The following is a 22,231-nucleotide window of genomic DNA, read 5'->3' as shown; positions in this document are numbered from 1 at the left end:
GTCGCGATTCATCAAATTTGTAAGAAACCGAACACTAAAGAGGTAGGTATGAGCATAGCTGGAAGCGTAACGGACTTGATCGGCAACACCCCCCTGGTGCGGATCAACAGACTGGCCCAGGGTGCGGGGGCCGAGATCGCCGCCAAACTGGAATTCTTCAACCCGGCGCACAGCGTCAAGGACCGCATCGGTGCGTCGATGATAGACGCCGCCGAGCGCGCCGGACTGATCAAGCCGGACACCATACTTCTCGAACCCACCAGCGGGAATACCGGCATCGCCCTGGCCATGGTCGCCGCCGCTCGCGGTTATCGGATCACCCTGACCATGCCGGAAACCATGAGCAAGGAAAGGCGTGCGCTGCTGCGCGCCTATGGCGCCGAACTCATATTGACGCCCGGCAGCGAAGGCATGGGCGGAGCCATCAAGAAGGCCGAAGAACTGGCCGCTGCCGACCCGCGCTATTTGATCCTGCAGCAGTTCAAGAACCCGGCCAATCCCGAGATCCACCGCAAGACCACGGCGGAGGAAATCTGGCGCGATACCGACGGCAAGGTCGACATACTGGTGTCCGGCGTCGGGACCGGCGGCACCATCACCGGTATCGGGGAAGTGCTGAAGGAGCGCAAGCCGGGTTTTCAGGCCATCGCCGTGGAGCCGGACGCCTCGCCGGTGCTCTCGGGCGGACCGAAAGGGCCGCATCCCATCCAGGGCATAGGCGCGGGTTTCGTGCCGGACATCCTCAACACCCAGATCTACGATGAAGTCATCCGTGTCACCGCGGACGACGCCTTCGATTTCGCCCGCCGCGCCGCGCGTGAGGAAGGCCTGCTGGTCGGTATCTCTTCCGGCGCCGCATTGTGGGCAGCGACCCAGGTGGCCAAGCGTCCGGAAAACGCCGGCAAACTGATCGTCGTCATCATTCCCTCTTTCGGCGAGCGCTATCTCAGCACCAAGCTGTTCGAGGGCTTGCTGGACTGAGCAGCATGGCGGTCGAACGCGAGGCCCTGACGGCGTTCTTCGAGGATCTGCTACAGGCCTCGCGCTTTCCCGATTACGGTCCGAACGGATTGCAGATCGAGGGGACCGCCCGCATCGCGCGGGCGGCCTTCGCCGTTTCGGCCACCGCCGATTCGGTACTGCAGGCGATCGCCGGCGAGGCACAGGCCTTGGTGGTGCACCACGGCCTGTTCTGGAAATTCCACGGCGCGCGGCCTTTGACCGGGCCGTTCGCCCGCCGGGTGCTGCCCCTGGTGCGCCACGAGGTCAATCTGTACGGCTATCACCTGCCGCTCGATGCGCACCCGGAGGTCGGCAACGCGGCGACCCTGGGCCGGGCGATCGGCCTGGTCGAGCAAACGCCGTTCGGCGATTACCAGGGGGTGCCCACGGGCGTGAAGGGACAACTGGCCGATGCGCCCAGCGCCGGGGAATTGCGTGAGCGGCTGAGCGGATTGCTGAACCGCGAAGTCTGGCTGTCCAGCCCGGACGATACGGCTCGGGTGCGCAGCCTGGGCATCATCACCGGCGGCGCCAACGGCGAATGGAAACAGGCGGTGGCCGCCGGGCTGGACGCCTATCTGACCGGCGAGATGAGCGAACACGACTGGCACGAGGCCCAGGAGGCCGGCATCCACATGTATGCCGGGGGCCACCACGCCACCGAGCGTTTCGGCATCCGGGCGCTGATGGCCTATACGGAGAGTCGTCTAAATCTGAATTGTTTTTTCATCGACAGCGAGAACCCGGCGTGACGGCGAGCCTCTATCGTCGACCGCTGGAAATCGCATCCTGACCGATGCCCGATCGCCGGGATCCCGGAGCTCTCGGCTCAGCGCTGGCAGTGCGCGCAGTAATAACTGGCGCGTTGTCCCAATTTAAGCTGTCTGATGGGCGCGCCACAGCGTCGGCAGGGCTCACCTTCCCGTCCGTACACATTGAGCGTTTGCTGGAAATAGCCGGGGCTGCCGGATTCGTTGACGAAATCGCGCAAGGTGGTACCGCCCTGGGCTATGGCTTCGCTTAGCACCGCCCGTATCGCATCGGCCAGGGCCCGGTAGCGGTCCAGGCCGACCGCCCCGGCCTTGCGCTGCGGATGGATGCCCGCGCGGAACAAGGCTTCGCTGGCGTAGATGTTGCCGACGCCGACCACCTGCTTGCCGTCCATGAGGTAAGGCTTGATCGCGGTCTTGCTGCCGCGCGAGGCCCGGTATAAGTCGTCTCCGGAAAAAGACGCCCCCAGAGGCTCCGGACCGAGGCTCGCGAGCAGTACATGATCGAGCGGATCGTCCGCGGTCCACAAGATACAACCGAAGCGGCGGGGATCGTGAAAGCGCAGACACAAGCCGTCGTCGAATACGAGGTCCACGTGATCGTGCTTGCGCGGTACAGTGTCCGCCGGAACGATACGCAGGCTGCCCGACATGCCCAGATGGATGATCAGGCTGCCGCGTTCGGTGCGCAGCAAAAGATATTTGGCGCGCCGGTCTACGGTTTGGATGACACCGCCGATTAGAAGCTCGCCCAGCTCTTCCGGCACCGGCCAGCGCAAACGGGGTTCGCGGACGACCACGGCGCTGACGGTGCGCGCCGTGATGTGCGGGGCGATGCCACGGCGCGTGGTTTCGACCTCGGGAAGCTCGGGCATGCGGTGCAACGCCTATTTCTTGCCTTTCTCCGGTTCCGGTACAGGCGGCTTGCCCTGGTTCTGCGGATCCAGCGCTTCCATGTCCTCGTCCTCATGATCCAGGTCTTCGTCGGTGAAGTTTCCCCCGGTTTCGTCGGAGTCTTCCTCGTCTTCCTTGGGAGACGGCTGCGGTTTCTGCAGACTCAGCAAGGACTTGGCCGATTCGCCCGCCACCTGATATTGCAGGCCCCAATCGCTGCGCGCCAGGATGAGGTCGGGTTCGCGCTGCAGGATGACGAATTCGATCGGCGCGTGGTCGGCGAAGCCGATGCGGATGATGTCGCCTTGTGCGGGTTTATCCAGGCGCTTGACGTCGATGGCGCGTGCCTGAGACCAGGCGCTCAGCAGATCGGTGATGCCCTCGGCGGCATCGCTGGGCGGCTCGAAGCTCCACTTTCCGTCCTGTCCCTTGCTGGCCTTGAGGCCGGGCAAGAATAATTCATTCGGCTGAGCGGCTTCGTCGGGCAGCAGTTTTTTCTCGACGAAGTCGGTCGCCGGCGCGCTCAAGTGATGGGAAAAATCGTCGTTCACCAGACTCAGGGTATTGCCCACCGCCACGTAGCGGCGCATGTCTATGGGTTCGTAGCCGCCGAAGATCAGATGCAGACTGCCCACGGTCAATTCGGCCTTGGGCTTGTCGAGTTCGTACTTGGCCAGATCGTCCGGGTTCAAGGGGTACTGGGCTTCGCTTTCCGACTTGGCGATATCGAGCAGTTGTCTGACCCGAATCTCGTTGGCCGGCGCGGCGAAGGGAGCGCTCAGCCACCAGCGGCCCTCGCGCTTCTCGAAAACCAGCGTGTCCTTGGCCTTGAGGACGATGCGATCGGCCGCGTTTTCATCCATTTCGCCCAGGGTGTGGGTCTTGGATTCTTCCTTGCCCGGTTCCAGCCAGGCCAGCGCCACCAACCCGGCGATCATGGCCAACATGATCAGATTCAGCCACAGCTTTTTTTGCATCAGCGTCTCCGGCGTTTCCACCATATGAAAGCGCCGCTGCCGAACAGCGCAAGGGGTACGAAGAACAGAAAGCCCAAAGCGATCAGGCTGGAAGCGATGGGCGACAAGTTAAGGGAGCGGTCCGGGGCGGTCTTGGCTGGGATATTGATGAACTGCTCGTTCTGGCTCAGCCAATGGACGATGTTCAAGCCCAGGTTCAGGTTGCCGCCGTTGCCGAGATAGGCATTGCTGAGAAAATCACCGTCGCCCAGGACGACGATGCGCTGTTCGGCGGGCGATTCGGGTTTTTTGTCCTTGCTTTCCGAGCCGGGCTTGGTGCGAGTCAGGGAATAGGCGAGCGTCAGGGGGCCTTCGCGCTCGTTCTTGTCGGCGTCGAACTTGATCTTGCCTTCGATGGGGCCGGTTTCGGTCCAGGAACGCGGCAGGGTTTGCAGGAAAGGGGTGCGTTCGAACGGGCTGTCGCCGGCCTTGTCCAGGGCCGCCACGGTGGGAAACAGGGTCATGGCTTGAAAGCCCATGACGATGGGATGAGGCGGATATTCGGCGACCAGGGCGAAGGTGGGATCGTTGATGCCGAACAACTGGGCCGATGCGTCGACCACTTTGCCGGGCAGGAAGCTCAATCCGAGTTTCTGAGCCAGGGGTTCCAGGCCATGGAGCTCGCCCGGCTCGGCCAGCCAGAGCAGGTTGCCGCCCCGGTCGAGATAGCTCTGGATAATGGCCAGCTCGCCCGGCAGCAGCTTGGTGCGGGGCTCGGCGATCACTAGCACGCTGGTGTTGTCGGGGACCGTCGGCGTGGTGGCCAGATTGAGCAGGGAAATCTTGATGCCCTTGCGGCCCAGCTCGTCGCCGAACTGGCCCAGGTCGTGATTGGCCTGGCCCTTGGGCGAGCGGTCGCCGTGCCCTTCGAGGAAGACCACGTGCTGTTCGCCGACGTGGATCAGCCGTTGCAGGGCGTTGGCGATGGCGCTCTCGCTCGCGTCCTGGACTTCCTCGCTGCGGCCCTGGTATTCGATGCGCAATTCGCCGTCCACGGCGATGCCCAGCTCCCTCACCTGGTCCGGCTGGGTATCCGGGTTGACGAAGCTCAGGCTCAAGTCCGGTTTCTGCCGGCTGAAACGGCCGACCTGCTCGCCGATGCGATCGCGCAAGGCCTTTTCCTCGCGAGCATAAGCGGTGACCTTGACCGGCTCCTTCAGCAGGCCCAGCACCTTGACGCTGGCCTCGGACAGGGTATTGCGGCCGCCGGCGGTCCAGTCGAACTGCGTGGAATAACGGGTGCTCAGCCAGCCGACCAGGCCGATCACGCCGAGGAAAAGCAGGGTGAAAACCAGGTTCTGCAGCCTGATTTCCAGATGAGTGCGGGCGTTGATCTTCATTTTTGCAGTCGGTCGTTATCCAGGGTGTGGATGCTGAGCACGAGGAAGGCGAGGATGAGCAAGGCGAAATAGACCAGGTCGACGGTGCCGACCGAGCCTTTCAGCAGGCTTTCGTAATGTTTGAGCAGGGACAGGTATTCGAGCAGGCCGCCGGCGGTTTCTTCGCCCGGCTTGCCCGTCCAATCTATGATCCATAGCCCGAGCAGGGCACCGAACGTGCTGATGGCCGCGACCGTCGGCTGGTTGGCCAGCGCCGAGATGAACAGTCCGATGGCGGCGAAACCGCCCAATAACAGGACCAGCCCGGTCAAGGCCGCGGCAAGCTTGCCGAAGTCCAGTCCACCGCCCACCAGGAGCGAGAGCGGCATGGCCGCGATCAGGCCGACCATGATGAGCAGAAAGCCCAGCACGCCCAGGTATTTGCCCAGGATGATTTCGGCCATGGACACCGGTGCGCTGAACAGCAGACTCAGTGTGCGGTTGCGACGCTCCTCGCTGATCAGCCGCATGGTCAGCAGCGGTGTGACCAGCAGGAGGATCACCCCGGCATTGCCGAACAGCGGCACGACGATCAGGTCGGTCACGCCGGGCGCGTCGTCCATGCCGGCGATGCGCGGCTGCAGCATGAGGTAATAATCGAGTTGGGCCAGGAACATGTAGGCCAGGATCAACTGGACCACGCCCAGGATGGACCAGGCCAGCGGCGAAAGAAACATCGTGCGGAGCTCGCGCCCCGCGATGGTGAGAGCCATCATGCGCTCAATCCTCCCTGCCGGGACTTTGTTGGGTGATGTCGATGAAGATTTGCTCCATGCTGCGCCGTTCCGGCGTCAATTCCAGCAGTCCCCAGCCCGCGCCCACGGCGATTTCGGAGACCCGTTCGCCGGGGCTGTGCTCCTTGTCGTGCACGATGCGGTAGCGGTTGTCGCCCAACTCCTCGATGGACTGTACGCCCTCGATGGCATAAAGCGTGACCAGCTCGGGCGCCCGCCGGGTCGTCAGCAGCAGGCTGGAAGCCCGCATCTGCCGGGTCAGGCCTTCGATGCTGTCATTCAGCGCCAGTTCGCCCTGGTGGATGATCTGCACCTGGGTGCAGGTGGCCTGAACCTCCGAGAGGATGTGGGTGGACAGGATGATCCCGTGTTCCCGGCCGAGATCCCGGATCAGTTCGCGGATCTCGCGGATCTGGATGGGGTCCAGGCCCACCGTCGGTTCGTCCAGCACGATCACCGCCGGGCTATGCAGTATGGCCTGGGCGATGCCCACCCGCTGCTGATAGCCCTTGGATAGATTGCCGATCAGTCGGTGGCCGACGTCGCTCAGGCCGCAGCGTTCCTTGGCGTTGTTCACGGCGGGACGGCGGCGTTCGCTCGGCAGGCGGTGCAGTTGGGCGCAATAGTCCAGATATTCGTCGACCGTGAGTTCACGGTAGACCGGCGGGTTTTCCGGCAGATAGCCCAGTTCCCGCTTGGCCTCCTTGGGCTCGTCGAGGATGTCGATGCCGTTGATCAGGATTTGTCCGGAGGTGGGCGCCAGGTTGCCGCAGATCATCTGCATGGTGGTCGACTTGCCTGCTCCATTGGGGCCGAGGAAGCCGAGGATCTCGCCCTTTTCCAGGGTGAAGGTGACATTGTGTACGGCGCGCCGGTCGCCGTAGTAACGGGTCAGTTGGTCGACGCTGATGAGGCTGCTCATGGGGCGCTAAAGATACAAAAAAAATCTGAAAGGACAAAGCGTTGGGAGCGCAAGGCCCCCAGGAAGCGCCTTATTTTGGTCAAGCTCCGCCTCGGAGTCCAGGCGGAAGCGTCCGGGAGGGTACCCAGGCCCGATCGTCGGCGGTGGCTTAAAGCAGGTCGGCGATGGCGCTACCCAAGGCTAGGGACAGGGTCAATACCACGGGTATGACGACGACCAGGACACCAACGATCACGGCCGCCTTGTTGAGCCAGTCCTGCACCTGCCACCAGGCGAGAAAACCCTCCACCCTCTCCAACCATGTCTGGCGGGCGGCGGCACTGAAGGCGCACCACCAGAGATAACCGGTATGCCTCACCCGCCGGAGGGCGACGAGCACGCGGCGGACCAGCCAGATACCGAACACTCCGGCGACGGTCAGGTAGGTATAAGCACTGGCCATCTGCGCTCGGTAGGTGGTCAGGCCGAAGACGCGGGTGTAGAAGCGTTCGATGCCCTCTTCCACCAATTCCGCGAGCGTCGACAAGGCTTCTTCTCCGACCACCCAGACCAGGTCCGAGCCGAGGGCGACGGCAAATATCAGGGCGGCAATGACCAATCGTCTCCCGCGGAGATCGCTCCGGCCGGTTCCCGAACCGTTCTTGTCGGACGGGGAATACTTACCGTAATGCAGCCCTGGGAATTTGAACATGGTGAACACTCCTCACCGGATGATCGAGTCCGTGAACCGGCATTCGTTGCAAATGACAATGTCCTGTCTGACAGACGCGTTTTCGATCGAGTTCCCCACGGGTGAGCGGAAAAAACGCCGGCTCGCGGACGAGTCGGCGTATTCGGTACGAACGGAGCGGAAACGGCTCAGGAATTTCGGCTTTCCTCGATCATGTGTTCGAGGATGGGACGGAAGATGATCTCCATGGCCAAGCCCATCTTGCCGCCGGGGATGACGATGGAGTTGTAACGCGACATGAATGAGCCGTGCAGCATGGACAGCAGGTAGGTGAAATCCACGTTGAATTTGCGAGGATCCTTGAAACGGATGATGACCAGGCTTTCGTCCGGCGTCGGAATATCGCGCGCGATGAAAGGGTTGGAGGTGTCCACCAGGGGCACGCGCTGGAAGTTGATATCGGACTTCGAGAACTGCGGCGTGATGACCTTCACGTAGTCGTCCATGCGGCGCAGGATGGTCTCGGTCACATCCTCCGGTTTGTAGCCGCGCTGCGCGGTGTCGCGATGGATCTTCTGGATCCATTCCAGGTTGACGATGGGCACCACGCCGATCAGCAGGTCCGTGTACTTGACCACGTCGATGTCCTCGGTCTGGACGCCCCCGTGCAATCCCTCGTAAAACAGGACATCGGTGGTGCCGGTAGGAATTTCTTCCCAGGGCGTGAAGGTGCCTGGACCATAGCCTCCCAGCGCCTTGCTCTCTTCCTCGCTGTGCACGTAATAGCGGCGGCGGGCGGAACCGGTTTCGCCGTATTGTTTGAAAATGTCGGCCAGCTCGTCGAGGATGTTGGCTTCGATGGCGAAGTGGCTGAAATGCCGGCCCTGATCCTGGGCTTCGGCGATCTTCTTCCGCATTTCCAGCCGGTCGTAGCGATGGAAGCTGTCGCCTTCCAGCACCAGGGGCTTGAGCCCCAAACGGAAGAAGATGTGTTCGAACGACTTCTTGACGGTCGTGGTGCCGGCGCCGGACGATCCGGTCACGGCGATGACAGGGTGCTTCTTGGACATGCGGGTCTCCTTTTGTGTGTGGCACTCCGTTGCCGGTTCGTTGTTATTTTATGCTCAATGCGCCTTGGCCAGCGCGTGCAGCCGGTTGAGCGCGTCGATATCGACCAGATTGAAGTCTTCCCAGGGACGAGCCGTCAGACAGGTCGGGGGCTGATGAGGCTCGCCCAGATGGTCAACGACCAGCAGCGCCCCGCCGAAATCCTGACCGGCGGTGTAGTCGTTGACGCTTACCACGGTATCTATGCCTGCCTGGTGCGAAGAGCGCAGGCCATTTTCCGAGTCTTCGAAGGCCAGACAGACTTCCGCCGGCAAGTTCAAGGCGGCAAGGACGTAACGATAAATATCCGGCGCCGGCTTCTTTTTCGGCACGATATCGCCCGCGCCTATGACCTCGAACCAACCCGGCGCATCGGCGCCGAACGAGGCCGCCAGCAGCGCATCGACGTTTTCGGGCGTGGTGGTGGTGGCTATGGCCAGCCGCAGTCCCGCGGCTCTTGCTTCCTTCAGCAAGCGGATCACGCCGGGCCGGGCGGGTATGCCGCCGCTCGCCACCAGCGCGGTGTAATGCCGGGTCTTGCGCGCCTGCATTTCGTCGATGAAATTGCCCAAGTCATCGGTTCCGATCGGCGGCTCGGGGAGAAAGCGCTCGATGAAATAGCGCATCCTTTCCTTGCCGCCGGTGACGGCGAGCAATTCGCCGTACAAGCCCTCGTCCCAGACCCAATCCAGGCCCGCTTCCGCGAAGGCGAGATTGAAGGCCACGCGGTGGCCCTGGCGTTCGGTGTCTGCCAGGGTGCCGTCGACATCGAAAATCAGGGCTTCCAGCATTGCTTAATTGACGACCGCGTCCAGTTCGCCCTTGGCATACCGGTGGAACATGTCTTCCAGCCGGATTGCCTGGATCCTGGACGCCTGTCCGGCTGCGCCGAAGGCCTCGAAACGGTCCTTGCAGATGCCGGTCATGGCCTTCTGCGATTCCTTGTAGACCTTGCGCGGATCGAAGTTCTTCTTGTCGTCGACCAGGAATTTCCGCATGGCGCCGTAGGAGGCGATGCGCAGGTCGGTGTCGATGTTGACCTTGCGCACGCCGTGCTTGATGCCCTCGACGATCTCCTCCACCGGTACGCCGTAGGTCTGGCCGATATCGCCGCCGTATTCGTTGATGATCTTGGTCCAATCTTCGGGCACCGAGGACGAGCCGTGCATGACCAGGTGCACGCTGGGAATGCGGGCATGGATCTCTTTCACCCGGTCGATGCGCAGCACCTTGCCGGTGGGCTTCTTGGTGAACTTGTAGGCGCCGTGGCTGGTGCCGATGGCGATGGCCAGCGCGTCGACCTGGGTCTTCTTGACGAAGTCGGCCGCCTCGTCGGGGTCGGTCAGCAACTGGGAATGATCCAGCGTGCCTTCCGCGCCGTGGCCGTCTTCCTCGCCGGCCTTACCGGTCTCCAGCGAGCCCAGACAGCCCAGTTCGCCTTCCACGGAAACACCGCAGGCATGGGCGATGTCGACCACCTTGCGGGTGGTTTCGACGTTGTATTCGTAGGTCGACGGGGTCTTCATGTCTTCCTTGAGCGAGCCGTCCATCATCACCGAGCTGAAACCGGACTGGATGGCCCGTGAGCAGACCGCGGGCGAGGCGCCGTGATCCTGGTGCATGCAGACCGGAATGTGCGGATACATTTCCACCGCCGCGAGCACCAGGTGGCGCAGGAAGGGCTCGCCCGCATAGCTGCGGGCACCGGCGGAGCCCTGCAGGATGACCGGAGCGTCGACGGCAGAGGCGGCTTCCATGATGGCCTTGATCTGTTCCATGTTGTTGACGTTAAACGCCGGCAGGCCGTAACCGTGTTCGGCCGCGTGATCGAGTAATTGTCGTAAGGAAATGATGGCCATGGTATGTCCTCGAGAGTACGGAAATCGGGGCGCGATCGCCTAGCCGGAGTCACCCCGAATGCTCCTGATGGGGTGGAAGTGTAGTGCTTGGCCGCGCGGGCGGCGACACCATACAAGGCCGGGGCTGGCGCTTCAAGTGATTATTGACCCGGTGCCGCCTGACGGTGGGCCTGTCAGCCCATGAAACTGCGGGTAGCGGCGCACGTTTGAGGGAGCCGTCCCGGCGTCGATATGGGAACGATACCGAGAGGATAGGGGCGGGATGCGACCGGCTTCGGTGATGGGCTCACGCCGGGAGGCGCAAGACGCGCCTGGCCTGGTAGCCCGGCCGGTCTCGAAAATCGGGTCCGGCTGTTTTCAGCCGATGGCGAGCGCCGTCGGTCGTTTCGCCAGGCGTAGCAAGCCGCCGAGACTCGCGCAGAACAGCCAGAATAGCGAGGGAACCGGAACAGACCCGCCGCCGCCTCCGCTGCCTTCGGAGCCGTTTACATAGCCGTTGATATAGGTTTTGCCGGTAATGTTGCCGAACCATCCGTCGTGGAAAAATAAGGCCACGGTGAGCACGCCGCTGTCCGTCAGCGAGTTGGAGCCCGAGGACCGGTTGTAGAGGGTCTTATTGCTCTGCGCCGTTTCCGAGCCAAAGTTAGAGCTGTTCACCGAAGATGTACTTACTGCGAGCCAAGCGTTCGTGGTGACTGAACCAGCGCGCGTGCTGTCTGTATCGGCATCGACGGCATAATTGATTTGAAACAGGAGCACACCGTCGCCCTGTACGCGGAAACTCCCGGACCGCTCACTGCCTTCGTTCCAGTATTGAGACAGATAGCCACCGGTGGCCGTGGTGAGAGAAGATTCCGTCGACAAGGTGGCGGTGGACGTGGAACTCCTCATTCCCAAGGTATAGCGCGACGTTATGTTGGTCTGGCTGGTCAGGGTGCCGCTGGTCCAGCTTGCCGCAGAGTCCGATAGCCCGGAGTAGAAATTGGAGCTGAGATTGCTATTGTCCGACCGTGTGTACCAGGTCAGTGTCGGGAGTCCTGAGCCCGTGTCTATCGGAGTCACGGTCAGACTGGACCAATCGAGCGTGGCGTGGGCCGTTATCAGGGAGGCGGAGGCTGTCTGGAAAACACTGGAAAGCATTAGGCCGGCCAATACGCAGAGGACTTTCCGAAATTGAGTCACGGACGCGGTGTCGATAGGGTTCGGATAAAACATGTCGTACTCCTTAAAATGTGCGGATTTTTCAGGCTTGCGCCGAGTGCTTGATAAGGACTATCGTCCCGACCGCTCAGGCTGCAAGCCGCCGGCCACGTTTCCTGTGGCGAGGTGGCTCGACGAAATTCCTGTCGCATTGACAAGCCGCGTTGTCATCGCCGAATCGTTCCGCGCCGCCCGTGCGGATGCCGGATTACCCCCACGTCGGCACGCGATGCTTGCCGCGAACGAAGCCAAGGAAGATGGAAGGACCGAACATGCACCCACTCGTCATAGATAACCCGGAACCCTTGTACGCCGCCCTGAGCCTCAAGATGGCCGGGGATGTCGATCCGGCTTTTCTGCATCGCATTCATTGCCTGATACTGTTGGCTCAGGGATGCAACTGCTATCAGGTCGGCGCCTGGTTTTCCCATAGCCCCAGAACGATCCAGCGGTGGGTGCACCATTACCGGCATTTCGGCGTGGAGGGACTGCGCGATGACAAGAAACCCGGCCGGCTCCCCAGGCTGGATTTCGCGACTATGAAAGATCTGAAAAGGGATTTGTCGCGGCCTCCCTATGAATTGGGCGTTCCGTCCTCGGAGTGGAACAGCAGCGCTTTGGAGCGGCACCTGACCCGGAGATTTGGCGTCTCGCTGAGTCGAAGGCAATGCCTCCGGTGGCTAGGGAGGCTCCGGCCGCAAACGGCGGGCGGCATGCGCCAGCATTAACGGCGAGCCGGAAGGTTTGGAAACCCCGTGTTTCCTCCCGAGGGGCGAACTGTAAAAAATTACTACACTATATGTGTGGGTATTCCGTATTCGCTGCAACCGACCGGTTCGAAATGTCTTCCGTTACCGATCGCTGATAAGTAAATTACTGAATAACGGGCACAAACCGTCGATGTCATAGCCACCGGCAAACATCGCGGTGCGTGGAAGTGTAAAAAATTCCGACAAATTCCCGGCTCCGAGGGAAGCACGAGGTACGAACGTCCGTATCAAGTCCGAAACTTCGCGCCCGACGATACTGAAACGGCCAAAGGGTTTATCTCGGCCCACATCGAACCATGAACTATCAAATCACGCCCATCACGGAACACCATATCGAAGGCTATGCCCAGGCGCTCGACCGCGTCGCCCGGGAGCTGCGTTATCTGGCCTATACGGCGGGTCCGCCACTAGCGGTGACGGTCGACTTCGTCCGGCAGAACATCGCGGGTGGATGGCCGCATTTCGTCGCCCTGGACGGTACCGAAGTCGTCGGCTGGTGTGCGTGGCTACTCTGCACCGGCCGGTCTTCGACCATGCCGGCGTGTTGGGTCTCGCGGTGGTGCCCGAGCACCGGGGCAAGGGGCTGGGCCGCAGGCTGCTGGAAACGACCTTGCAGGATCCCCTTCTCCCTCTGGGAGAAGGTGGCCCGAAGGGCCGGATGAGGGAAGAGAGCGCTCGGTTCCAGGGCTACAATCCGCGGGCTATGGGGCCGAGCGGTCTCTCTCGAAGTGAGCGGTCTATTGAGCTGGTGAAATTTCAGCACCAGTGCTGGTTTGGTGTCTTTAAGCCAGCAGTATCGGCGCCGGACCGTGGTTGGGGATGTCGTCGTTGCTCGATGGGCGGGGCGGCATGAGATTGATGGCTAAGGATGGTACGTCCATTGCTTGGGCTTACCGATGCGTTGCGTTCGCCAAGGCTGGCGCAGCCGGGCCGGATCACTGCCGGGTGCCTCCTTACCGAAAGAAATCTCCCGAAAGCCATGTGGATAGTCAACATTGCCCTGCGCCGTCCGTACACTTTCCTGGTGGCGGCGCTGCTCATCCTGCTTTCCACGCCCTACGTCCTGCGCAAGATGCCGACGGACATCTTCCCCACCATCGACATCCCGGTGGTCGCGATGCTGTGGGACTACAAGGGCATGAATGCCAAGGAGATTTCCGACCGGCTGGCCGGTAGCGTCGAGCGCTCGATGTCGCAGATCGACGGCATCGACCACAGCGAATCGGTGTCGATCGCCGGCGCTTCGGTCATCAAGGTGGTCTTCCACGAAGGCACGGACATCCGCACCGCCCTCGCCCAGGTGATGGCCGGCGCCAACTCGGTATTCCGTTCGCTGCCGGCCAATACCTCGCCGCCCCAGGTCCTGCAATATTCGGCTTCCGACCTGCCTCTGGTGCAATTGGGGATCTCCAGCGCGACGGTGCCGGAAACCGATGTGAACGACTACACCAACAACGTCGTGCGCAACGTCCTTCAGGCCAAGCGCGGGGTTTCGTCCACCGCGCCGTTCGGTTCCAAGTACCGCCAGGTCACGGTGGATGTCGACCCGCCTTCCCTGCTGGCACGCGGGCTCGCGCCGGTCGACCTGGTCGACGCGTTGGCGGTGCAGAACCTGATCCTGCCCACGGGAACCATCAAGATCGGTTCGACCGAATACGACGTGACCCTCAACGGCAGCATCGCAGCGATTCCGCGCCTGGCCGACATCCCGGTGCGCACGGTGAACGGCATCACCACCCTGGTACGGGACATCGCCAACGTGCGCGACGGATCCGCGCCGATGACCACCATCGCCCGCCAGAACGGCGTGCGCGGCATCCTCAATTCCATCTACAAGGTGGGTCGAGTGTCGTCCCTGGAGGTGGTCGATTACGTCAGGAGCGCCATCCCCAGGATGCTGGAGCAGATGCCCGAGGGCATAGACATGAGGCTGATGTTCGACCAGTCGCTGTTCGTCAAGGCGGCCATTGGCAATGTGCTGCACGAGGCGCTGATCGCTGCCGGCCTGACCGCCGCGATGATCTTGCTGTTCCTCGGCAACTGGCGCAGCACCTGCATCATCGCGGTGTCCATCCCGCTGTCGATCATGTGTTCGCTGATCGTGCTTTATCTGATCGGCGAGACCATCAACCTGATGACCATGGGCGGCCTGGCGCTGGCGGTGGGTATCCTGGTCGACGACGCCACCGTGGAGATCGAGAACATCGAACGGCAGATGCTGATGGGCAAAAACCCCCATCAAGCCATTCTGGACGGCGCCCAGGAGATCGCGCTGCCGGCCTTCGTGTCCACCTTGTGCATCTGCATCGTGTTCGTGCCCATGTTCTTCCTGACCGGCGTGGCACACAGCCTGTTCTGCCCGATGGCGGAAGCGGTGATCTTCGCCATGCTGGCGTCCTATGTGTTGTCGCGCACCCTGGTGCCGACCCTGGTGATGTACATGATGGCGGGCCACCACGGCCGTAAGGAAAAAACGCCGACCAAAGGCTGGGCGGCGCGTTTCCAGCGCGTACATCATGCCTTCGAGCACGGCTTCGAGGTTTTCCGCGGACATTACGTGGTCCTGTTGAGCCATCTGCTCAAGCACCGCGTCCGCTACGGCGGCCTGTTCCTGGGCTTCTGCCTGCTGTCGCTGAGTTTGGGGCCGCTGCTCGGCGAGGATTTGTTCCCGGCGGTGGACGCCGGCCAGATCCGCCTGCATCTGCGCGCGCCTTCCGGCACCCGCATCGAGGAGATGCCCCGGCTGGTGGACGACGTCGAACGGGTGATCCGCGAACGCATCCCCACGGAAGAACTGGGCGACATCCTGGACATCATCGGCGGCCCGTACAGCACCCGCAATACCTTGTTCGGCAATTCCGGCACGGTAGAGGCGTCCGACACCGAGATCATGATTTCCCTGCGTCCGGGCGAGCATGCGCCCAGCGCGAACTACATCGCCGACTTGCGCGCCGAGTTGCCGCAGCGTTTCCCCGGCATCGAGTTCTACTTCCAGCCGGCCGACCAGGTCAGTCAGACGCTCAATTTCGGCATCCCGGCCCCCATCGACATCCAGTTCGTGGGCGGCGTGCCCAAGGAAGTCATGCCCAAGGTGGTGGAGCTGAACAACCGTCTGCGGCAGATACCCGGCATCGTAGACGCCCATGTCTATCAGCGGACCAACAAGCCGTCGCTGGATCTGGAAATGAACCGCTCGCAGCTCCAGCAAATGGGACTGTCGGCGCGCGACGTGGGGCAGAATCTGCTGCTGACGCTGAGCGGCAGCATGCAGACGGCGCCGTCCTACTGGCTGAATCCGGCGAACGGCAACACGGTGAACATCGGCGTCATGGGCAACGCGCTGGATCTCGACAGCATCGACGCGCTCATGCGCACCCCGATCGGCGGCCTAGCCAATGAGGAGCCGCAACTGCTGGGCAACCTGGTGACGCTCAAACGGTCGTTCCAGCCCTCGGTGGTCACCCACTACAACGCCAACAATTCCATCAACGTCTATGCCAACGTCGAGGGTCGTGATCTGGGCTCGGTCAGCCGCGACATCGAGGCGCTGGTCGAGGACATCCGCGGCACGCTGCCGCGTGGCGTGGAATTGATGGTGCGCGGCCAGATCGAGACCCTCAAGAGTTCCTTCGAAGGCCTGGCCGTGGGACTGGCCGTGGCCATCGTGCTGCTTTATCTGCTGCTGGTGGTGAATTTTCAGTCCTGGCTGGATCCCTTCATCATCGTCAGCGCGCTGCCGGCCGCCCTGGCGGGTATTGCCTGGACCTTGTTCGTGACCGGCACCACGCTGAGCGTGCCGGCCTTGACTGGGGCCATCATGTCCATGGGCGTGGTGACCGCCAACAGCATCCTTCTGGTTTCGTTCGCCCGCACCCGGTTGGCCGAAGGCGTGCCGCCGGTGACCGCGGCTCTGGAGGCCGCCGCCACCCGGGTGCGGCCGGTGATGATGACCGCCTTCGCCATGATCGTCGGCATGCTGCCCATGGCCGCGGGATTCGGCGAAGGCGGCGAGCAGAACGCCCCGCTAGGCCGCGCGGTCATCGGCGGCCTGGCCTTCGCCACGGCCTCCACCCTGCTCTTCGTTCCCCTGGTCTTCGCCAGCGCACACCGCTGGCTGGATCAGCGTTATTCGACCCGCACTCTTCTTGTCGCCGATTGAAAACCCTATGAGTAGTCACCAACCGCCCGCATTCGCCCTACCCGCCGCCGAACAGCCTCAACGTACCCTGGTCTTCGCCAAGCGTGCCGGTGCCTCGGTCCTGGTTTTCCTGCTGATCGCCGGCGCGGTGAGGTTGGCGTACAACCAGCGCGAGTCCGAAAATCTCAAGCAGCGCACCGCCGAGAGCCTGCAGCGCAGCGTGATCGCGGCTCATCCCAAACCGGCCGATTCCGCGCGCAAGGTTTCCCTGCCTGCAAGCCTCCGCGGCAATACGGAAACGCCCATCTATGCGCGCAGCAACGGCTATCTCAGCGCCTGGCACAAGACCATAGGCGACGCGGTGAAGAAGGGCGAGCTGTTGGCGAGCATCGAAGTGCCGGAATTGGAGCAGGAGCTCGCCCAGGCCCGCGCCCAGCGCAACCAGGCCAAGTCCCGGCTGGATCTGGCGAAGTCGACGCTCAAGCGCTGGGAGATCCTGCATCAGACCGACAGCGCGCCGCAGCAGGAATACGAGGAGAAGCGCAGCGCGGTCCCGCAAGCCCAGGCCGATCTGGAGTCGGCCGAGGCCAACGTCAAGCGCCTGGAGCAGATCGAAGGCTTCCGCCGCATCGTTGCGCCGTTTTCCGGCGTCATCACCCGTCGCAACGTCGATGTCGGCAATCTCATCAGCGCCGGCAGCCAGGAGTTGTTCGCCATCACCCAAAACGAAAACCTGCGCCTGACCGTCTGGGTGCCCCAGGTCTACGCCGACGATGTCAGGGCCGGGCAGGATGTGACCGTGCGTTTCCCCGAGGCTCAGGGCAAGACGGCGACGGCCAAGATCGATCATGTCGCCGGCGCGCTGGACCCGGTGAACCGCTCACGTCAGGTCGACATTTCCCTGCCCAACAAGGACGGCAAGCTTCTACCCGGCGCTTACGTGGAGGTCACCCTCGCCCTGGCGAGCAAGAACAAGGCCCTGCTCGTGCCGGCCAACGTGCTGGTGATCGACAACGAGGGGCCCCGGGTCGTTGCGGTCGGTCCGGATAACCACATCGAATTCCGCAAGGTCAAGCTGGGCCGCGACTTCGGCCGCGAGCTGGAAGTGCTGGAAGGCGTAGGCCCGGAAGACGTGCTGGTGGCCAGCCCGTCGGATCTGCTGGTGGAAGGGGACGTGGTGAGAACCGTCGAGCCTGTGCAGAAAGCGGCGGCCAAGCCGCAAGACAAGAACAAAACGGCAGACCAGACACCCAACATTCCGGCCGGCCCCAAACCGGCGTCCAACACTCCGTCCTGAGAAGCGGCTAGTCCGATCGAGATGCCGTTGAATCTAGCCTCTCTGTAATATCCGGCGGAGCGGCGGCATGGTTGTCGCCGATTCGATTGGGAAACGACACTTCCAACACCACACAGCCTATGTCCGTCATGAAGGGGCCGTGGAGTTCTCCGGGCGGCCGGCTGGCGTAGTGCCCGGCTTCCAGCCACAGATCGAATGCCTGGTCATAGAGACGACCGCTGACGATGAATACCTCCTCCGGATAGGGATGGGTTTTTCCTCCGAATGCCGTTGTATCGGCGCCGGGAAGAAAGCGGGTCAATCGGGTGTATTCGCCCGTGACCTCATCGATACTCAGGGTCAATTCCTCGGCCATGTGCCGTAGGCCTTCGATGGGCCTCCAGCGCTCCCGATTCTCCGGGCTTAAGGCGTTCCAATAGCGTGAAGTCGACTTGGTCATGTCTGGCTCGGAGCGCAATGCCTCAGAGTATCGGGTTCGGCCGGGTAATCGCGTGGGTCCGCGGGAGCGATGGCTGGGCTCGCAATCTCATAGTCCTCGACCAGCGCGGCCATTTCCAGGGACTCGGCGAGTGCGGAAGAGCGGAGGCCATGAGCGACGCCGGCTTGATTCTGCGGCGGTTGGTTCTGACTGACCTTCCACTTGCCGGATAGCCGTGAGACGACGATTTCTATCCCGACGACCGCTTCGATGAGCTTATCCGTGAAGTCGTGCGGTGCATCGGATAAGTGCCAGGGATCGGGGAACGCGGCCTCGTTGCTGGCCGTGAATGTCTCCAGGTGGGCGCGTAGCCACGAGGCGTCATCGATGACGCGCAGCGCGCCATAGGCATGGGCGACGGTGTAGTTCCAGGTCGGCACGACCTTTCCCGTTTCAGCCTTCGTCGAATACCACGATGGCCTGATGTAGACGTCCGGGCCGTGAAATACCGCCAATACCTCGACATCCTTGGAGAAATCGCTCCAGATGGGGTTTGATCGGGCGACATGGCCACGCAAGGTACCGAAGGGTGTCGGCTCTGCCGTAAGATGCAGCGGGATGTGATTGGCGTTGAGCCCGCCCGATGACAGGGTGATAAGGGTTGCCAACGGTCGGGCACGGATAAGTTCGTGCAGGACGTCGATTCTCGGCTCGTCGAATTGCTTGGGAATGTACATGATTCTGCGCGAATGAAAGGCTGACCGGGTTCGGCCACGGAAAGTGAACAATAAGGTTGAATTCTAACCGCGCCTCCCGGCCAGGCACCAACCGGGTTCGTATTACTCCAAATCGGGTGGGTGTTCACATCGCCGTTCGACCGCTTCGTTTTCAGTTAATACCGTGATGAGCACCGGCCATGGCTTTGAGCAGATTCCGGGCAAGGCTCTCGCCGCGGTGTCTCCAAATATGTAAATCCAATAGGGTGTGCCGACGAATCGCGAACGATGCGCCGCGTGCCTCAGCGCATATCCCATGGTCTTTTTTAGAGTACAAGCCATGCCAGCCTGACTACCATAAACCACAACACCAAGCTGGATAAGAAATAGGCCGAGAATCTAAAATTGACGATATTTACGGTGCAATGGATAAGGCTATGTATGGCCCGTAATCCTACATAGGTCCAGGCAGTATACAGGAATAAGGCATCGACTTTCTGTGCCAGCAGAAGGAATGCGCATAGGGTATAGAAAACTACAGGAAGCTCGAAGAGATTCTTCAGGTTGTTTGATGGGTTATTTATGTTGGCCGGGAGTCTTGCATTTAGAAGTTCCGGCGTGGCGATGCTTTGTGGGTCTATGCCGTTGCCGAGAATGAATGCAAGCCGGCGCGCGTACATGTATGTCCATACCATGCCGGTAAGAAGGAACAAGGACACTACGGGCTGAAGTATGATCTGCTGACTCATGCGAGTTTTCTTTTCTGGATGCTAACATAAAGACAAGAGGCACACCGCCAACGGAGGTTTAGCGAAGCCGCCGACCCCGATTCAAAAGCCAATCTTCAAAACCGCCAGCCGGCGGCGCGTCCCTTTGGCCACGGTATTGGGCAAAATAGGTAAATCCAATAGGATGTGCCGACGAAGGAGGCGTTCGTGCCTCAGCGTATCCTATGATCCTCTACCTTGGCCACACGGAGTTCGTAGTGCTCGTACCACGCGGCCTTGCCCAAGTCTTGTGCGACAATGTGCTCCACATTCGCTCTCCAATGGGCGATGGCTTCGGTGGAAGCCCAATATGAGACGGTAATTCCGAATCCGTCTGCGCCACGAGCACTTTCGACTCCCAAGAAACCAGGTTGCAAGGAAGCAAGCTCAAGCATTTTCTCGGCCATTGCGCCGTAACCGTTGTCTCCAGGGGTCCGGAGGGAAGAAAAGATTACCGCGTAATACGGTGGTTGCGGAGTTTTCGAGAATGTAGACATGGTTACGAAGCCTGATGGTAAAGCTAAAGGCCGTTGTGAAGCGCAGCGTAGCAACGGTCGACTGGTATGTGTCATTAATGTGTGTAGTTCTTTATTCCCAAGAACCAGACAAATGATGTTGAATGGTTGCGTGACCGATAGTTTTTTTAATTGCGAGTTGAAAGGTATCTGGCTCTGCAAGCCAATAATCGTTGAATAGAGCGAGCCACAGCGGCCTGTGAACAATATTACTGCACTCGTTACTTTATCATTGATCCTTTCGCTCAGTATATACGGAACAGTTGCAAGAATATTGGGACTTGAGGCTTGGTTAGGCGGGTAAAAAACGGAAAAACGGGGTCACGATTAGTTTCCACCCCTTTTCTCCTTCTAACCCTGTGCGGCTCGGTGCTCGCCTGGCATTTCGCTTTTCCGGGGCGAACCGTCCACCCTCCGTCCGCTCAATAACGCTGCTTCGACTGCGCGGGCCGCCAGTCGGCATTTTTTTCGGTGGAAGCCGATAAGGCGCCTCGAGGCCAAAGCAGAACCCCGAGCATGCCCTGGCGGATGAACGGCGGTGTCAGGCTTGTTAAACTCGGCCCTTCCAACCCTGTCATTCAAGGAGTCCCCATGACGCGCTACCTCGCCCTCGCCTTGTTGTTGTTCAGTTCCTGCCTGCAGGCCGCGATCCAGGAAAAAACCGTCGATTACCGCAGCGGCGATACCGCCCTCAAGGGCTATCTGGTGTGGGACGACGCGGTCGCCGGCAAGCGTCCCGCCGTGCTGGTGGTGCACGAATGGTGGGGACTGAACGACTATGCCAAACGCCGCGCTCGGATGCTGGCAGAACTGGGCTATACCGCCCTGGCCGTGGACATGTACGGCGACGGCAAGAACACCGAACACCCCGAAGAAGCCCAGGGCTTCATGCAAGCCGTGCTGAACGGGGCGGGCGTGGCCCAGCAGCGCTTCCTGGCCGCCAAGTCCTTGCTGGAGCAGGAACCGACCGTCGACGCCGGTAAGATCGCGGCCATCGGCTATTGCTTCGGCGGCGCCACCGTCCTGGACATGGCGCGGCAAGGCGTGGACCTGGCGGCGGTCGTCAGCTTCCACGGCAACCTGGTCACCCAGACCCCGGCCGCCAAGGGCAAGGTCAAGGCGCGGGTGCTGGTGCTCAACGGCGCCGACGACAAGTTCGTGACGGCGGACAGCATCGCCGCCTTGAAGAAGGAAATGAAATCCGCCGGCGCCCGCTACCGCTTCGTCAACTACCCCGGCGCCAAGCATAGCTTCACCAACCCCGACGCCGACCGCATCGCTCAGACCACCAAGCTCGATATCGCCTACCAGCCCGAAGCCGACCGGAAATCCTGGGATGCGATGCAGGCCTTGTTCCGTGTAGCGTTCGGCAAGCCGCGCGCAGGCCACGCATCCAAACACCCGCATTGACGGCGCCGCCGTAGCCTGCCGGGTTAGTGCCTCCAGCGCGTCAGCCCGCGTCCCCCTGTCGTCGGGTTAGGTCCGATGCCTAACCCGACCCGTCGGCTCGTCTGCTCGCCGAGTTACTTTTCCAGCAAAGGCTTCCCGGCATCGCCGCCGAAGGTGCGGAGGAACCAGCGTCGTAGCAGCACTTTTTCGTAGCGCAAGGGATCGTAGGTCCTGAAGTCCCGGTAGCCCGTCAGTATCCTGTAGTTGAGTTCGGTGAGCAGTTCATCCCGGTCGGCCTTGACCTGACCGGACGGGTCTTTCCAGACGTAATGCACGGAGAGTTTGGGAGGGTAGACGTCGCTGATGATGCGCGTCCATTGCATCATCTCCGTCCGGCGCCAGGGCTCGAAACCTCCGGCCATGTCGATGTCCTTGAAAACGATCTCCAGAGTGTCGCCCTTGGGCAGATATTCGGCACCCAAGTCCTTGAGGTATTTATCGACCTGCTTGGTCAGATCCGCCACGATACGGGGCGAGGAACTCCCGCCGATCATGAAGTCGGTATAGTTTTCCGGCTGGTTGAATTTGACGGTCACTTCGGCTTGGGCGGACGTGGATATGCAGTATCCAAGCAGCAGGAATATCGGCAGGATGAGCGCTTTCATCGG

The 22,231-nt window shown here is 61.5% G+C and carries 22 protein-coding genes; 8 read left to right on the top strand and 14 right to left on the bottom strand.

From position 1 onward, the window contains the following. Nucleotides 1-48: 48 nt before the first annotated feature. On the top strand, nt 49-981 hold the full coding sequence (gene cysK, locus JWZ97_RS14750) for a cysteine synthase A (protein WP_205430793.1): 933 nt from the start codon (nt 49-51) through the stop codon (nt 979-981). Nucleotides 982-986: 5 nt separating this feature from the next. After that, a complete protein-coding gene (locus tag JWZ97_RS14745) occupies nt 987-1,754 on the top strand; it encodes a Nif3-like dinuclear metal center hexameric protein (protein ID WP_205430791.1) in 768 nt (255 codons plus the stop codon). Between the two features lie 77 nt (nt 1,755-1,831). Here the strand turns inward: JWZ97_RS14745 and mutM are convergent, their stop codons facing one another. The 10 genes from mutM to JWZ97_RS14695 form a co-directional block, all read right to left on the bottom strand. Continuing rightward, complete coding sequence (gene mutM / locus JWZ97_RS14740) at nt 1,832-2,647, bottom strand: bifunctional DNA-formamidopyrimidine glycosylase/DNA-(apurinic or apyrimidinic site) lyase (protein ID WP_205430783.1); 816 nt, start codon at nt 2,645-2,647, stop codon at nt 1,832-1,834. 12 nt (nt 2,648-2,659) lie between these two features. After that, the gene (locus JWZ97_RS14735; protein WP_205430781.1) at nt 2,660-3,643 is read right to left on the bottom strand and encodes a DUF4340 domain-containing protein; all 984 of its coding nucleotides are present in this window, start codon (nt 3,641-3,643) and stop codon (nt 2,660-2,662) included. After that, nucleotides 3,643-5,022, bottom strand: coding sequence for a GldG family protein (locus tag JWZ97_RS14730; RefSeq protein ID WP_205430779.1), 1,380 nt, complete (start codon nt 5,020-5,022; stop codon nt 3,643-3,645). The genes JWZ97_RS14735 and JWZ97_RS14730 overlap by 1 nt, the downstream gene beginning before the upstream one ends. Then, nucleotides 5,019-5,777: an ABC transporter permease gene (locus JWZ97_RS14725; protein ID WP_205430777.1), complete on the bottom strand. Its 759-nt coding sequence runs from the start codon at nt 5,775-5,777 to the stop codon at nt 5,019-5,021. The genes JWZ97_RS14730 and JWZ97_RS14725 overlap by 4 nt, the downstream gene beginning before the upstream one ends. Nucleotides 5,778-5,781: 4 nt before the next feature. Continuing rightward, complete coding sequence (locus JWZ97_RS14720) at nt 5,782-6,717, bottom strand: ABC transporter ATP-binding protein (RefSeq protein WP_205430775.1); 936 nt, start codon at nt 6,715-6,717, stop codon at nt 5,782-5,784. 148 nt (nt 6,718-6,865) lie between these two features. Beyond that, nucleotides 6,866-7,408 carry a hypothetical protein gene (locus JWZ97_RS14715; protein ID WP_205430765.1) on the bottom strand — a complete coding sequence of 181 codons (543 nt, stop codon included), beginning with the start codon at nt 7,406-7,408 and terminating at the stop codon, nt 6,866-6,868. A 167-nt stretch (nt 7,409-7,575) separates the two neighbouring features. Beyond that, a complete protein-coding gene (locus tag JWZ97_RS14710; protein WP_205430763.1) occupies nt 7,576-8,457 on the bottom strand; it encodes a phosphoribulokinase in 882 nt (293 codons plus the stop codon). 54 nt (nt 8,458-8,511) lie between these two features. Further along, complete coding sequence (locus tag JWZ97_RS14705) at nt 8,512-9,285, bottom strand: HAD family hydrolase (protein WP_205430761.1); 774 nt, start codon at nt 9,283-9,285, stop codon at nt 8,512-8,514. Between the two features lie 3 nt (nt 9,286-9,288). Beyond that, a complete protein-coding gene (gene fba, locus JWZ97_RS14700) occupies nt 9,289-10,353 on the bottom strand; it encodes a class II fructose-bisphosphate aldolase (RefSeq protein WP_205430759.1) in 1,065 nt (354 codons plus the stop codon). A 357-nt stretch (nt 10,354-10,710) separates the two neighbouring features. Continuing rightward, nucleotides 10,711-11,568 (bottom strand): hypothetical protein, encoded by an 858-nt coding sequence (locus JWZ97_RS14695; protein WP_205430757.1) that lies wholly within the window; start codon nt 11,566-11,568, stop codon nt 10,711-10,713. A 257-nt stretch (nt 11,569-11,825) separates the two neighbouring features. Here JWZ97_RS14695 and JWZ97_RS14690 point away from each other — a divergent pair, with 257 nt between their 5' ends. From JWZ97_RS14690 to JWZ97_RS14675, 5 genes are all read left to right on the top strand, one after another. Further along, nucleotides 11,826-12,281 carry a helix-turn-helix domain-containing protein gene (locus JWZ97_RS14690; RefSeq protein WP_205430755.1) on the top strand — a complete coding sequence of 152 codons (456 nt, stop codon included), beginning with the start codon at nt 11,826-11,828 and terminating at the stop codon, nt 12,279-12,281. 338 nt (nt 12,282-12,619) lie between these two features. Continuing rightward, nucleotides 12,620-12,985 (top strand): hypothetical protein, encoded by a 366-nt coding sequence (locus JWZ97_RS20095; protein ID WP_240342362.1) that lies wholly within the window; start codon nt 12,620-12,622, stop codon nt 12,983-12,985. Continuing rightward, nucleotides 12,868-13,176 (top strand): GNAT family N-acetyltransferase, encoded by a 309-nt coding sequence (locus JWZ97_RS20375; protein ID WP_371822627.1) that lies wholly within the window; start codon nt 12,868-12,870, stop codon nt 13,174-13,176. The genes JWZ97_RS20095 and JWZ97_RS20375 overlap by 118 nt, the downstream gene beginning before the upstream one ends. Before the next feature lie 126 nt (nt 13,177-13,302). After that, on the top strand, nt 13,303-16,482 hold the full coding sequence (locus JWZ97_RS14680; RefSeq protein WP_205430752.1) for an efflux RND transporter permease subunit: 3,180 nt from the start codon (nt 13,303-13,305) through the stop codon (nt 16,480-16,482). Nucleotides 16,483-16,489: 7 nt separating this feature from the next. Next, complete coding sequence (locus tag JWZ97_RS14675; protein WP_205430750.1) at nt 16,490-17,758, top strand: efflux RND transporter periplasmic adaptor subunit; 1,269 nt, start codon at nt 16,490-16,492, stop codon at nt 17,756-17,758. Nucleotides 17,759-17,765: 7 nt separating this feature from the next. Here the strand turns inward: JWZ97_RS14675 and JWZ97_RS14670 are convergent, their stop codons facing one another. The 3 genes from JWZ97_RS14670 to JWZ97_RS14660 all read right to left on the bottom strand — a co-directional run bounded on the left by JWZ97_RS14670 (nt 17,766) and on the right by JWZ97_RS14660 (nt 19,641). Then, entirely contained in the window at nt 17,766-18,197 is a 432-nt protein-coding gene (locus JWZ97_RS14670) for a cupin domain-containing protein (protein WP_205430748.1), read from the bottom strand. Further along, the gene (locus JWZ97_RS14665; RefSeq protein ID WP_205430747.1) at nt 18,194-18,913 is read right to left on the bottom strand and encodes an FMN-binding negative transcriptional regulator; all 720 of its coding nucleotides are present in this window, start codon (nt 18,911-18,913) and stop codon (nt 18,194-18,196) included. The genes JWZ97_RS14670 and JWZ97_RS14665 overlap by 4 nt, the downstream gene beginning before the upstream one ends. A gap of 305 nt (nt 18,914-19,218) precedes the next feature. Then, complete coding sequence (locus JWZ97_RS14660) at nt 19,219-19,641, bottom strand: MAPEG family protein (RefSeq protein WP_205430745.1); 423 nt, start codon at nt 19,639-19,641, stop codon at nt 19,219-19,221. 1,124 nt (nt 19,642-20,765) lie between these two features. On the opposite strand from JWZ97_RS14660, the gene JWZ97_RS14655 reads away from it, so the two are divergent. Continuing rightward, the gene (locus tag JWZ97_RS14655) at nt 20,766-21,584 is read left to right on the top strand and encodes a dienelactone hydrolase family protein (RefSeq protein ID WP_205430743.1); all 819 of its coding nucleotides are present in this window, start codon (nt 20,766-20,768) and stop codon (nt 21,582-21,584) included. 113 nt (nt 21,585-21,697) lie between these two features. Here the strand turns inward: JWZ97_RS14655 and JWZ97_RS14650 are convergent, their stop codons facing one another. After that, nucleotides 21,698-22,228: a DUF3016 domain-containing protein gene (locus tag JWZ97_RS14650; protein WP_205430740.1), complete on the bottom strand. Its 531-nt coding sequence runs from the start codon at nt 22,226-22,228 to the stop codon at nt 21,698-21,700. Between the last annotated feature and the right edge of the window lie 3 nt (nt 22,229-22,231).

The organism is Methylococcus sp. EFPC2, from assembly GCF_016925495.1.
GTDB lineage: Bacteria > Pseudomonadota > Gammaproteobacteria > Methylococcales > Methylococcaceae > EFPC2.
The sequence above is the reverse complement of the archived record's forward strand: the minus strand, read 5'-3'. Positions and strand labels throughout refer to the sequence as shown.

Bases quoted from the DNA above. Each gene is read 5' to 3' on its own strand.
- cysK (WP_205430793.1), top strand. From the start codon at position 49: ATGAGCATAGCTGGAAGCGTAACGGACTTGATCGGCAACACCCCCCTG.
- JWZ97_RS14745 (WP_205430791.1), top strand. From the start codon at position 987: ATGGCGGTCGAACGCGAGGCCCTGACGGCGTTCTTCGAGGATCTGCTA.
- mutM (WP_205430783.1), bottom strand. From the start codon at position 2,647: ATGCCCGAGCTTCCCGAGGTCGAAACCACGCGCCGTGGCATCGCCCCG.
- JWZ97_RS14735 (WP_205430781.1), bottom strand. From the start codon at position 3,643: ATGCAAAAAAAGCTGTGGCTGAATCTGATCATGTTGGCCATGATCGCC.
- JWZ97_RS14730 (WP_205430779.1), bottom strand. From the start codon at position 5,022: ATGAAGATCAACGCCCGCACTCATCTGGAAATCAGGCTGCAGAACCTG.
- JWZ97_RS14725 (WP_205430777.1), bottom strand. From the start codon at position 5,777: ATGATGGCTCTCACCATCGCGGGGCGCGAGCTCCGCACGATGTTTCTT.
- JWZ97_RS14720 (WP_205430775.1), bottom strand. From the start codon at position 6,717: ATGAGCAGCCTCATCAGCGTCGACCAACTGACCCGTTACTACGGCGAC.
- JWZ97_RS14715 (WP_205430765.1), bottom strand. From the start codon at position 7,408: ATGTTCAAATTCCCAGGGCTGCATTACGGTAAGTATTCCCCGTCCGAC.
- JWZ97_RS14710 (WP_205430763.1), bottom strand. From the start codon at position 8,457: ATGTCCAAGAAGCACCCTGTCATCGCCGTGACCGGATCGTCCGGCGCC.
- JWZ97_RS14705 (WP_205430761.1), bottom strand. From the start codon at position 9,285: ATGCTGGAAGCCCTGATTTTCGATGTCGACGGCACCCTGGCAGACACC.
- fba (WP_205430759.1), bottom strand. From the start codon at position 10,353: ATGGCCATCATTTCCTTACGACAATTACTCGATCACGCGGCCGAACAC.
- JWZ97_RS14695 (WP_205430757.1), bottom strand. From the start codon at position 11,568: ATGTTTTATCCGAACCCTATCGACACCGCGTCCGTGACTCAATTTCGG.
- JWZ97_RS14690 (WP_205430755.1), top strand. From the start codon at position 11,826: ATGCACCCACTCGTCATAGATAACCCGGAACCCTTGTACGCCGCCCTG.
- JWZ97_RS20095 (WP_240342362.1), top strand. From the start codon at position 12,620: ATGAACTATCAAATCACGCCCATCACGGAACACCATATCGAAGGCTAT.
- JWZ97_RS14680 (WP_205430752.1), top strand. From the start codon at position 13,303: ATGTGGATAGTCAACATTGCCCTGCGCCGTCCGTACACTTTCCTGGTG.
- JWZ97_RS14675 (WP_205430750.1), top strand. From the start codon at position 16,490: ATGAGTAGTCACCAACCGCCCGCATTCGCCCTACCCGCCGCCGAACAG.
- JWZ97_RS14670 (WP_205430748.1), bottom strand. From the start codon at position 18,197: ATGACCAAGTCGACTTCACGCTATTGGAACGCCTTAAGCCCGGAGAAT.
- JWZ97_RS14665 (WP_205430747.1), bottom strand. From the start codon at position 18,913: ATGTACATTCCCAAGCAATTCGACGAGCCGAGAATCGACGTCCTGCAC.
- JWZ97_RS14660 (WP_205430745.1), bottom strand. From the start codon at position 19,641: ATGAGTCAGCAGATCATACTTCAGCCCGTAGTGTCCTTGTTCCTTCTT.
- JWZ97_RS14655 (WP_205430743.1), top strand. From the start codon at position 20,766: ATGACGCGCTACCTCGCCCTCGCCTTGTTGTTGTTCAGTTCCTGCCTG.
- JWZ97_RS14650 (WP_205430740.1), bottom strand. From the start codon at position 22,228: ATGAAAGCGCTCATCCTGCCGATATTCCTGCTGCTTGGATACTGCATA.